Annotated in this window: 8 protein-coding genes; 3 read left to right on the top strand and 5 right to left on the bottom strand. The window is 53.0% G+C overall.

What is annotated here, in order from left to right; translation table 11 throughout:
• Positions 1-362: 362 nt before the first annotated feature.
• Both EPD17_RS04440 and EPD17_RS04435 read left to right on the top strand, forming a co-directional pair.
• Positions 363-1,790, top strand: a complete 1,428-nt coding sequence (locus EPD17_RS04440; RefSeq protein ID WP_132052121.1) for a PSP1 domain-containing protein — start codon at positions 363-365, stop codon at positions 1,788-1,790.
• A gap of 140 nt (positions 1,791-1,930) precedes the next feature.
• A complete protein-coding gene (locus EPD17_RS04435; protein ID WP_114236441.1) occupies positions 1,931-2,116 on the top strand; it encodes a Thivi_2564 family membrane protein in 186 nt (61 codons plus the stop codon).
• Between the two features lie 220 nt (positions 2,117-2,336).
• On the opposite strand, the gene EPD17_RS04430 is transcribed toward EPD17_RS04435, so the two are convergent.
• The 5 genes from EPD17_RS04430 to EPD17_RS04410 all read right to left on the bottom strand — a co-directional run bounded on the left by EPD17_RS04430 (position 2,337) and on the right by EPD17_RS04410 (position 9,589).
• Positions 2,337-5,267: a glycoside hydrolase family 3 N-terminal domain-containing protein gene (locus tag EPD17_RS04430; RefSeq protein WP_132052119.1), complete on the bottom strand. Its 2,931-nt coding sequence runs from the start codon at positions 5,265-5,267 to the stop codon at positions 2,337-2,339.
• A gap of 159 nt (positions 5,268-5,426) precedes the next feature.
• The gene (locus tag EPD17_RS04425; RefSeq protein ID WP_132052117.1) at positions 5,427-5,963 is read right to left on the bottom strand and encodes a rod shape-determining protein MreD; all 537 of its coding nucleotides are present in this window, start codon (positions 5,961-5,963) and stop codon (positions 5,427-5,429) included.
• Between the two features lie 155 nt (positions 5,964-6,118).
• Positions 6,119-6,988, bottom strand: a complete 870-nt coding sequence (gene mreC / locus EPD17_RS04420; protein ID WP_132052115.1) for a rod shape-determining protein MreC — start codon at positions 6,986-6,988, stop codon at positions 6,119-6,121.
• A 97-nt stretch (positions 6,989-7,085) separates the two neighbouring features.
• A complete protein-coding gene (locus EPD17_RS04415) occupies positions 7,086-8,111 on the bottom strand; it encodes a rod shape-determining protein (protein WP_114236550.1) in 1,026 nt (341 codons plus the stop codon).
• Positions 8,112-8,980: 869 nt separating this feature from the next.
• Positions 8,981-9,589 (bottom strand): hypothetical protein, encoded by a 609-nt coding sequence (locus EPD17_RS04410; RefSeq protein WP_132052113.1) that lies wholly within the window; start codon positions 9,587-9,589, stop codon positions 8,981-8,983.
• Between the two features lie 165 nt (positions 9,590-9,754).
• Between EPD17_RS04410 and mutL the strand changes: the two genes are divergently transcribed.
• On the top strand, positions 9,755-11,647 hold the full coding sequence (gene mutL / locus EPD17_RS04405; RefSeq protein WP_132052111.1) for a DNA mismatch repair endonuclease MutL: 1,893 nt from the start codon (positions 9,755-9,757) through the stop codon (positions 11,645-11,647).
• The last annotated feature ends 55 nt before the right edge of the window (positions 11,648-11,702 follow it).

Genomic DNA, 11,702 nt, shown 5'->3' with positions numbered 1-11,702 from the left:
CTTTCCAAAAAAAATTATATTTGCAACACACCGCCCCGCGGTGCCCGAAATATAAATCGGTGCGAAAGGATTGTGAAGATGTGTTTGTAAAAGCTTTTGCTTTCTCTATATACATGCTGCCTGTGCGCAGGCAGTTGTTTTCAGAATGGCTGTATTCCCTTGCCGGCAGGCTGCCCTGTGCATGCCGCCTACGGGGCGCAGTATTCAAAAGTGGGTACACATAGCTTCCTATTTCTTTACCGCACCACATCATTAACCTTTAAAATTGGTACTTACCATATATGGGATGTGGATCTTGTGGAACGGGGAAACCCAACGGCTGCAAAAGCAATGGCGGATGCAGCACCGGCGGGTGCAACCGGATGAACACATACGACTGGCTTGTCAACCTGCCGATTAGCGATGCCGACGTGGCCTGCCGCGTGGTGGAAGTTAGCTTCAACCAGGGCAGCCGCAAAGACTTTTACCGAAACAGCACCCTGCAGCAATTTGAAAAAGGCGACCTCATCGCCGTTGAAGGTGTGGCTGGTTTCGACGTAGGCGAAGTATCGCTAACCGGCGAGATTGTGCGGATACAACTCAAGAAAAAAGGGGTGGACGAACAGCATCCCGAAATGAAGCGCATCCTGCGCCGCGCCACCGACCGCGACCTGGAGCTGCTGCGCCAGAATAAGGCCCGCGAGCCGGAAGCCATTATCCGCAGCCGCGCCATTGCCCGCCAGTTGCGCCTCAACATGAAGATCAGCGAGGTGGAAATACAGGCCGACGGTAAAAAAGCAACCTTCTTTTACATCGCCGACGACCGCGTGGATTTTCGCGAACTCATCAAAGTATACGCATCGGAGTTTAAGGTAAAAGTGGAAATGCGCCAGATCGGTGCCCGGCAGGAAAGCGCCAAAGTTGGCGGCATCGGCTCCTGCGGCCGCGAGCTGTGCTGCGCCACCTGGCTTACCGATTTTAAGTCGGTAAACACGGCCGCTGCCCGCTACCAAAACCTCTCGATCAACCAAACCAAATTGAGCGGCCAGTGCGGACGCCTCAAATGCTGCCTCAACTACGAGCTGGATACCTACCTCGATGCGCTGCAGGGTTTTCCGGAAAACGCCGATATGCTGCAGGTAGCAGCCGGTACGGCCACGCTTATTAAAAAAGATATTTTCAAAAACCTGATGTGGTACGTGCTGCCTAACAGCAACAAGCAATACCCCGTTACCATCGAAAGGGTACGGAAAATCAGGTCGCTGAACATGCGCAACGAAGTGCCCGAAGAGCTGGAAGCCGTAGAAGTGGTTTCGGGTAAACCCAAAGAAGCCGAACCCGAGTTTGTGGATGTGGTAGGCCAGATCAGCCTGCGCAGCCTGGAGAAAGCCGATAAAAAACGCAAGCAGCAACGCCACTCCGACCGGCAGGGCCAGCAACAACAACAGCGGCAGGGCGGCGGCCAGCAACGGCCTGTACAGCGCCCCGAACGCCGGAACGAAGGCGGCCCCACACCTGATAAACCACAAGGCTCCCGCCCGCCGCAACGCGAAAAAGGAGCCCAGCAAGGCCAAAAGCCACAAGGGCAGCAGCCTGCACCACGGCCGCAAGGACAGCAAAAGCAACTGCCCCCGCAAAACCCCAAACCCGGTGGGCCACAAGGCAACCAAGGCGGCGGACAGCGCAGGGACAATCGACCGCCGCGGCCCGGAGGTCAAGGTGGTGGCGGCGGGCAGCAGCAACGCCCACCCCGCGAACCGCGGCCGCCGCAGGGCAACAAGCCGCCCGAGTCGCCGGAAAAAGGGTCCTGATAAAATGTTTTGGAAAAGGCTGACGGTTACGCCGTCAGCCTTTTTTGTTGCCCGAAAATGCGGCAACATTGGGGCGGCCCGCTTAGCACTCCTTTTGCATAGGTGCTGGCGAACCATTTTAAACCCAAAAAATAAAATTTATGACCCTGGTAAACGTAGTCATCATCCTGATCATTGTAGGCGTGGTGCTTTGGCTCATCAACCGTTTCATCCCGATGGATTACAAGATCAAGCAGATCCTTAATATAGTAGTGGTAATTGCCGTAGTGCTGTGGCTGCTGCGGGCCTTTGGCCTGTGGGGCGGCGGCGGCATCAATCTGGATTAAATGCTATTGCAGTTATTCTCTTTTACCCAGCTACTTTTAACGTTGTCGTTCCGCTTAATGCGGCGATACCGTTAGTTATCGGTGCCGTAAAGAAGTATGTATTTGGAACAGCCAAAAGTGCTTGTTATGTGTAAGCCTTTGGCGGGCCAATAAGGGACTAACAAACATACAAAAGCCCGTGGCCATGGCTACGGGCTTTTTCTATAAATTTTGCTTGCATTTACTGCATCACAGCAGCGGCCTGCATCGGCACCGGTGTAGGAGTTTGTTCGTACTGCAATGCCCGGTAAATGGCATCCATTATTTTTCCGCGGATGCTCAGTTGCGACAGCAAATTATTATCCCGCGTGTTATACACCCGATTGCTTAAAAACACATACACCAACTCCGATGCCGGATCCACCCACACACAGGTGCCGGTAAAGCCGGTGTGGCCGTAGGTTTTGGGCGATGCAAACTGCGATGGATAGGGCTCTTTGCGCACTGCGTTGTCTTTTTCGGGTTTGTCAAAACCAAGCCCACGGCGGCTGATGTTGCTGTGGTAATCGGTAAAATATGCAACAGTTTCAGGCTTAAAATAGCGTTTGCCATTCCACTCGCCGCCCTGCAACAGCATTTGGTACAGCACGCCTAAATCATATGCATTGGAAAATAACCCCGCATGCCCCGAGATGCCGCCAAACAGCGCAGCGCCTTCGTCGTGCACGGTGCCGCGGAGCATCTGGCGCCGAAACCATTTTTCATTTTCGGTGGGTACTACCCGCTCCACGCCAAAGCGTTCGCCAGCGCGGAAGCCCGTAGTGGCCAGGCCCATTGGTTTGTAAAAAGTATAATACGTGTACTGGTCCAGTCGCTGGCCGCTAACGGCTTCTACAATTTTGCCCAGTAAAATAAAATCGTTGTCACTGTACACATATTTACCCGGTGCGCCCAATTTACTTTGCATGATGCGCAGCAGCATCGTATCGTTCCAATCGCTGCGCAGGTACAGGTTGCGGGCCACCGGAATGTTGTATCCCGGCTCCAGCGCGGTGCGGTACAGCGAGTCGGCAGGCTGACCAGATTTATCAATCGTTTCTTTGTAAAATGAAATAAACGGGTTGAGGCCCGCCTGGTGCAGCAACACATCTTTCAGTGTAAGTGCAGCTTTATCGGTGCCTGCGGCAATGGGCAGGTAGTCGCCCAGCGTTTTGTTCAGGTCCAGCTTTCCTTCTTCCCACAGCTTCATCACGGCCAGCGTGGTAGCCGATGTTTTGGTAACCGAAGCCACATCGTAAATGCTTTCAAACAACACCGGCTGCGAGGCTTCGTCAAACTCAAAGCGGCCAAAGGTTTTGTGGTATTTTACCACGCCTTTGTGCAGCGCAATAACCTGTGCGCCGGGATATGCCCTGCGGGCCAGCCCGTCTCGAACAATCGAATCGACCGCCAGCCACTGCGGACCAAAGCCTGCCGAAAAAAGATTGCTCACCGCTAGGCCCGAGCCCGCGCCAAAGTTGCACACCGTTACGGGCAGCTTACCTTTTGCCGGAAACCGGCCCATCATAAAATCGGCTGCCGCCTCCTGCGAAATGACATCATCCTGGTAGGCGGCTGCCAGGTTGCGGGCGGCGCAAAAATTGCGGGCCGCGTAGGCATTGCCAAATAAGATCGTTACCGAAGTGGTGTCCTTGTTCAGGGCATTCCACAATTTCAACGCAGGAGCGCTCAGGCCAAAATTATTGGCGGGCCGCTGGCTGTAGTTGTGCACGCCCACCACGATGGCAGCGTATTTAGCCGTGTCGATTGTTGCAAGGATAGCATCGGCCTGTGCGGCGGTGGCTTTGTAGGTTAAGTAAAAAGTATCGGCACCAAAATCGGCTTGCAGGCGGTTGCCAAATGCGGTGGGTGCAGTGGCGCCCAGGCCTACATACGCGATCTTTTTCTGGCGGTTGAAGCGGGCCAGCGGCAGCAGCATATCATCATTGCGCAGCACAGTAAAAGCATTGCGGGCAATGAGTTCGCTGACTTTTGCCGTTTCGGTGTTGAGGTCGGCTACCAGGTTTTCGGTGGTTACCACCTGCGGGCTGTGCAGGCCCAGCCGGTATTTGGCTTCCAGCACCCGGTGCACTTTTTCGTCAATGTCTTTCCATTTCAGCGTTTTCTTTTTCAGCGCCGCTTCCACGGCTTTGATGGCGGCGGGCACATCATCGGGCAGGCACAACATATCGTTGCCTGCCAGCAGGGCCTGTACAGCCGCTTCGCCTGCAGGGAAAAATTTGGTTACGCCTTTCATTTCCAGGCCATCGGTAAATACAAGCCCGTCGTAGCCCAGTTCATCGCGCAGGATGCCGTTCACTGCTTTTGCCGAAAGCGATGTAGGCCGGTTGGCCGTATTGTCAATAGCGGGAATAAACAAGTGGGCAATCATTACACTACCCACACCGGCTTCCAGCAATTTGCGGAACGGGTAAAGCTCCAGCGAATCGAGCTGCGCCCTTGTTTTATTGATCACCGGCAGGTCGTAATGCGAATCCACTTCGGTATCGCCGTGGCCCGGAAAATGTTTGGCCGTGGCCATAATGCCCGCATCCTGCATGCCCTTCATATAAGCAACGCCGTGGCGGGCCACCTGCTCTTTGTTTTCACCAAAAGAGCGAAACCCAATCACCGGGTTGTTGGGGTTGTTGTTCACGTCCACATCGGGGCCATAGTTTACATGCACACCAATGCGTTTCATTTGCCGGCCCACGGCCCCACCCATTTGGTAGATGATGGAAGAATCGGTAACCGCACCCATGGTTGACTGGTAGGGAAAACGAGTGATGGAATCGAGGCGCATGGCCAACCCCCACTCACCATCAATAGTCACCAGCAAAGGCGTTTGCGCCATGGACTGGTACAGGTTGGTAAGATTGGCCTGCCGCACCGGCCCGCCCTGGAAAAAGCAAAGGGCACCCACGTTGTATTGGCGAATGAGGTTTTGTACACCAGCCACATGATCGGCACCCAGGTTGCTGTGCGCCCTGATGACCATGAGCTGCGCAATTTTTTGCTGCGGCGTCAGGGATCGGAAAACAGAATCGACCCAGGCTTTTTGCGCATGGTTTTGCTGCGCCTGGGCAGCACCAATAATCAATAACGAACACAGGGCTCCAAACAAATGCTTCATATCCTATAGGGTGATGTGCAGCACAAGTTAAGGCAAAGCAGGGGTGGATGAAAATTGAGCCCGGTTCCTTTTAACAATTATTGCCGTGCTGCAAACAACCCTTGCCGGCAAATGGCGTAAAGACCAGAAACAGCTGCGGTCTATTTTTAACCATTGCCTTTACGCCGCCGTATTGGTGCGGAACTTGAGCTTGCGGGGAAACAACACTTCGGTGGTAACAATGAGCAGCATGGAAATGGCCGTGGTGGCGCCTACTTTAATGAGCAGGTCGAGCAGCGAGCCGAAATCGAGCCACTCTAAAAAGGTAAGATAAAGGTGGTGCAGCAGCGTTAGTATAAATGCATACACCATGTACGAACTCCAGCCCATGGCCCTTGGCGAGGGTTCGCGAAAAGTGAATTCGGTGGCTTCTTTTGGCGACAGCAGCGTAATGATGAACGGCCGCATATATGCAATGAGCAGGCAGGCCGCAGTGTGCAGGCCGGGGGTCATTTTAAAATAATCCAGCGACAAGCCGGTGATAAAACCAAGCGCCAGCAACGTAAGCCGCGGCGTGGTAAAAGGCAGCCACAAAATGAACAGGAAATAAATATAGGGCACCACAAAGCGGTGCAGGTTGGGCACTTTGTTCAGGATAAATGCCTGTACAAAAATGAACACGGCGAGGCGGATGATATTTCTAACTAAATCGCTCAATGTTGTTGACAGTTGATAGTTGGTAGTTGATAGCAGTCGGAAGACGGAAGGCCACGGTCCGACGACTTTTCTGCAGCGCTAAAATTTTTTCTGTTTACCATCATGCTTTAATGTTCTTCCGTCTTCGGTCATCCGGCTTCGGACTTCCGTCTTCCCTACTTCTTCTGCTCCATTTTCTGCTTGGTTTCTTCCTCCAGTTTCAGCTGCTCGGCACGCTGCAGGTTTTCTACTACAAATACCTGTTGCACGGCATTGAAATTAACGGCAGTGCGTACCTGTAAAATATAAAAACCGGAAGCCTTGTCTTCGTCAATTTTAGCAATGCGCCCGATTAAAAAACCCGGAGGATAGTTGTACGAATAAATGGAGGTCAGCACCGAGTCGCCGCGTTTTACTTTCACGTCCCTTGATATGCCTTTCAGCAACAGCAACCTGGGGTCTTTGGCGTTCCATTCGATGGTGCCAAACACATTGCTGTTTTTTAAAGATGCGGGCACCCGGCTTTGCACATGCAGCAGGCTCATTACCTGGCTAAAGTTGTTGCTGGTGCCCACCACCAGGCCTACCAGAGCACCATCGGAGTTGAGCACCGCCATGTTTTCGGCAATGCCTTCTTTGGCACCTCGGTTCAGCTGCAGGTAATTTCGTTCAAAGTTTACCGAGTTGTACACCACCTTAGCGGGGCGCCACAGGTAGCGCCGCACCTGCCGCGTGGTATCGGTAATGCGCAAGGTGTCGGCTATCTGGCGTGCCGTTGTATCAACGGGGGTAAAATTGGTGCGCACCAGGTTCAGCAAGGAGTCGTTCACTCGGTGCACCCGCAGGTTTTCCTGCCGTAGGTGAAAATAGTCGTCCACCTTGTCCACCTGTGCATTGACCGAGCCGGTGATTTCGGAAGCCACGCCCATGCCCACTGCCTGGTGAAACCGGTTGTAGGTAAACAACATCCACAAAGCAATACCCTGGAGCACCAGAAAGCTCAGCAGCACAAAGTAGCGGCGAATAAAAAGGAAAATGTTGCGCATGGGAGCAGCTGTTAGCTATTAGCTATCAGCCATTAGCTTTTAACCCAAACCATTTTTGCGGCTCCGGCTAAAAGCTAATCGCTAATGGCCAATAGCTCTATCGCATTACAAAAGGATAGCGTTCGTAGTTTTTGAGGGCCAGGCCGGTACCACGCACCACGCTTTTCAGCGGATCGTCGGCTACATGCACGGGCAGCTTGATCTTTTGGCTTAGGCGCTTATCCAGGCCTTTCAGCAGGGCACCACCGCCGGTGAGGTACAGGCCACGGCGGTAAATATCGGCAGCCAGCTCGGGCGGGGTTTGTTCCAGCGCCTTCAGGATGGCTTCTTCAATTTTAAAGATGCTTTTGTCCAGGGCTTCGGCAATTTCCTGGTAGCCCACAAAGATCTGCTTGGGAATACCGGTCACCAGGTCGCGGCCGTTTACGGGCAGGTCATCGGGTGGGTTGTCGAGGTCTTTAGAGGCGGCACCGATCTGGATCTTGATCTGCTCGGCGGTGCGTTCACCAATCAGCAGGGAGTGGTAGCGGCGCAGGGCTTCCATGATGTCGGCGGTAAATTCGTCGCCGGCAATGCGAATGCTCTGGTCGCACACAATACCTGCCAGGGCAATCACCGTAATGCCGGTGGTACCACCGCCAATGTCGATGATCATGTTACCCACGGGTTCTTCCACGTCAATACCAATACCCAGGGCGGCTGCCATGGGCTCGTGAATGAGGTACACTTCCTTAGCGCCTGCCTGCTCGGCCGAGTCGCGAACGGCCCGCTTTTCCACTTCCGTGATGGAAGAGGGAATGCAGATCATCATGCGCCAGCTGGGCGGGAAAAGGGGTTTTTTGGGGTATACCATCTTGATCATTTCGCGCAGCATCAGTTCGGCTGCGTTGAAATCGGCGATCACCCCGTCTTTCAGGGGGCGGATGGTACGAATGCTTTCATGCGTCTTCTCATGCATCATCAGGGCACGTTTGCCCACGGCCAGTACTTCTTTGGGGTTGTTGCGGTTGAGGGCAACAATCGACGGTTCGTTTACCACTACTTCGTCGTTATGAATGATGAGGGTATTTGCTGTTCCTAGGTCAATCGCTATCTCCTGCGTAAACCAGTTAAAAAGTCCCATGCTGCTCTTTATTGGATTTGGGGGTGTTTTTGATGGAATGTGTGCAAAGTTGCTGGAAATAATCCGAACCGACAAAGTAAAAACTGAGCCTATGTTTTGAGACTTCCGGCCCCGAAAACGGCACCCAAAGCGGATTATTGTGGCACCCGCTATTTATATTTTCGACAAGGCGGAGAAACGGTTTCCAAAACCAGTTTTTCTACAGGCATTTAAGCTAAATGAGATTTTGCCAACGCCTCCCAAACTACCAACATGCTACCACTTACTGTAAAGACATGTCCCGCCACAGCCCTTTTGCAGCCTTATTTCCCCACCCTTGCCCCGCACAGTACCTGTTTCTTGTCGGCCCCTTGACTAAACCTGTGACAGCTTTCCCGCCGAAACCGCCGCCACAACAAGCCCATCCATGCAGGTAAAAATTTTGTTACTGCAACGGGCAGTTTTGGCACGGTAATCGTAAAATATGAGGCAAACAGAGGCGTTTAATAAACCCTTATATAAATGCTGGAGCCCCGCAGATGTGGTGTTTGGTTATGAGGCAGCGGGTTCTGGCAAAAAGCATCAACGATGTAACAGTGCACGATCGGCCCTGTGAAGCTCGGATCGGTGAATTTTGGTGGGTAACGGCACTTGTTGCTAACGTATGATGAACACCAAGGGCGATGAGTTTTTCTCATCGCCCATTCTTTTAACCGGTGATTTGTGGGATTAGCAAGGATTTTTATGATTGGCTACAGAAGGTTAAAATTGCTTTCTTTCTTTGGCCTTTGTTCAAATGATCAAGCCTACATCTTGTCTTTTCCCAACCCATAAATCGAAAAAGCTTCACCGCCACACCCCATCGGTTCAATCCCTCTTAATCATACAAATCACCGGTTTAGTATTTCAATCCGCACATCATGCGGCGCCACTTCATCGCCGCCAAAATAGGGATAGAGCAAATAGCCCGCAGCCTTTGGTGTAGTGCTCATTCGGGGCATGGTGCGCACCAGGTCATTTACCACAAAAACATACTCATTACCCTGCACGCTGATGGCGCATTGAATCCATGGGCCGATGGGCACGGTGGTCAGTTCCGCTTCCTGCCGCACACCGGCATTGTACACATAGGCAAACAACCGCAGCGCCCCGCCGCTCCAACGCCAGCCAAAGCGGGCACTGTACTGGTGGTGCTGCGCACCGTTGTCGGCAAAGCCATAAAGCTTGTTGATGTCGTACTGGTTTTGTTTGTCTTGCGTGGTGTACATGGCCGAACTATCAAAGCGCACCGAAAAATGCATCGCTGCCGTATCTATCCATTTTAGCATTGCTCCATCGCTGCTGTGCTCGCCTTTTTTGATGGTATAAACAGTGGATGCTGCCGGTGCAACGGTTGTTGCCGGCCCGCTTTCATCAGGTGGTGCTGGCAACGGGTCGTTGCCTTTGGAGCAGGCGGTGCAGCCAAGGGCCAGCACGCATGCCAGGAGTACATTTTTCATAGGATCGGTATATTGGATAGCCCTGCAAAATTAGGATGAGTGCTGCTTTTGCACCGCATCCACGCATATCATTTTGCCAGAATATTTAGCCTGTAAGAACATCTACTTATCCCCACTTATTATCCCCTCCTAATCGCTATTTTTGGCGCTTAAGGAGTGACCAACGTGGCTGATAGAATTTTACTACTACCCGATAATATTGCCAACCAGATAGCCGCCGGCGAAGTGATTCAGCGGCCGGCAAGTGCCGTAAAAGAATTGCTGGAAAATGCCGTGGACGCCGGCGCTACCGAAATAAAACTTTTGGTGGCCGATGCCGGCAAGGCGCTGGTGCAGGTAATAGACAACGGCAGCGGCATGAGCGAAACCGATGCCCGCATGGCCTTTGAACGCCACGCCACCTCCAAGATCCGCAACATCAATGATCTGTTCAGCATCCGCACCATGGGCTTTCGGGGCGAGGCGCTGGCCTCCATTGCGGCCGTGGCGCAGGTAGAGCTGCGTACCCGCCGCAACGAAGATGAGGTGGGCACCTGCCTCGATATGGAAAACAGCCAGGTGGTAAAACAAGGCGCTGTAGCTGCGCCGGTGGGCACTTCCATTGCCATGAAAAACCTGTTTTTCAATGTGCCGGCACGCCGCAATTTTTTAAAAAGCAATACCGCCGAACTGCGCCACATCATCGACGAATTTATGCGGGTGGCGCTGGCGTTTCCGCACCTGTTTTTTTCGATGCATTCCAACGGGCAGCAATTGTTTCACCTCGATGGCGGCTCCCTGAAGCAACGCATTGTGCAACTGCTCGGGGCCCACTACAACCAAAAGCTGGTGGCGGTAAAAGAAGAAACCGATTACCTCAATATTCATGGTTTTGTAGGCAAACCCGATACGGCTAAAAAAACCCGCGGCGACCAGTATTTTTTTGTCAACAACCGGTTTATCCGCAGCGCCTACCTGGCGCATGCCGTGCAGAACGCTTACCAGGAGCTGATCCCGGCTGATACTTTTCCTGCTTATGTGTTGTTCATTGACCTCGACCCGGCACAGGTGGATGTAAACGTGCACCCCACCAAGCAGGAGATCAAGTTCGAGGATGAAAAGATCGTATACGCCTTTGTGCAGGCGGCGGTAAAACATGCACTGGCGCAATTCAGCATTACGCCTACGCTTGATTTTGAACTGGACGCATCCATCCAGGGACTTGAATCGGTGCAGCAACCTTTTACCGAAGAAAAAGCTTCGGCCATCAGTGCATCGGCCCTGTTCCAGACTTTTTCATCGGGCGGGCAGGCACATAAAATAGAACCCAGCCGGAGCAGCGGCGGCTTTCCTTCGCTCCGCGATTTTAGCAGCAATACAGCGGCAAACAGCGCAGCTCCGCAACACGAGCCTGCAGGTGTGGGCATCACGCCGGATCCCGGTTTCAGCAGCCTGCTCGATGCGGTGCGCAACCACCCGGCACCGGCGCTGCACGATTATGGGGCCCAACATGCAAACCCAAAACTCACACAGCTTTTTAATACATACATACTGGTGCCGCAGGCGCACAAGTTTTTGCTGGTGCACCAGCAGGCGGCACATGAACGCATCCTGTACGACCGCATGGCCCAATCCATAGACGGGCGGCCCATTGCGGCACAGCGCAGCCTTTTTCCCACCACCATTGAGCTGGCGCCGGCTGATGCCATTTTGCTGCAGGAGCTGATCCCCGACCTGGCCCATATGGGCTACAGCATTGAGCCTTTTGGCAAAAGTGCTTTTGTAATACAGGGCACGCCGGCCGATGTGGGCAGTGGCAACGAACGGCAAGTGCTGGAAAAGATTCTGGAGCAATACAAACATTTCAACAGCGAGCTGCGCTTATCGAAACGCGAGATGCTGCTGCGCTCCGTGGCGTGGCAGCAAGCCATTAAAGGCGGTACTACTTTAACCGAAAGCGAGATGCAAAGCCTGGTGACCGACCTGTTTGCCTGCGCCACACCCAATGCCACACCATCGGGGCGGCCTACGTATACCGAGTTTAAAAAAGAGTTGCTGGATAAACAGTTTGGCAGGTAAAAAGAGCTTTGCAAAAACTGTTTTATCAAGGGCAAAGCACCACCGCATTTTATTC

This window comes from Pseudocnuella soli, from assembly GCF_004347775.1.
In the GTDB taxonomy this organism is placed as follows: domain Bacteria; phylum Bacteroidota; class Bacteroidia; order Chitinophagales; family Chitinophagaceae; genus Flavisolibacter; species Flavisolibacter aquaticus.
Note: the sequence above shows the minus strand (reverse complement) of the source record. Positions and strands in the feature narration are given on the sequence as shown.

Coding starts and splice junctions, on each gene's coding strand:
- mreC (WP_132052115.1), bottom strand. CDS start 6,988: ATGCGCAACATTTTCCTTTTTATTCGCCGCTACTTTGTGCTGCTGAGC.
- EPD17_RS04415 (WP_114236550.1), bottom strand. CDS start 8,111: ATGGGACTTTTTAACTGGTTTACGCAGGAGATAGCGATTGACCTAGGA.
- EPD17_RS04430 (WP_132052119.1), bottom strand. CDS start 5,267: ATGAAGCATTTGTTTGGAGCCCTGTGTTCGTTATTGATTATTGGTGCT.
- EPD17_RS04435 (WP_114236441.1), top strand. CDS start 1,931: ATGACCCTGGTAAACGTAGTCATCATCCTGATCATTGTAGGCGTGGTG.
- EPD17_RS04410 (WP_132052113.1), bottom strand. CDS start 9,589: ATGAAAAATGTACTCCTGGCATGCGTGCTGGCCCTTGGCTGCACCGCC.
- EPD17_RS04440 (WP_132052121.1), top strand. CDS start 363: ATGAACACATACGACTGGCTTGTCAACCTGCCGATTAGCGATGCCGAC.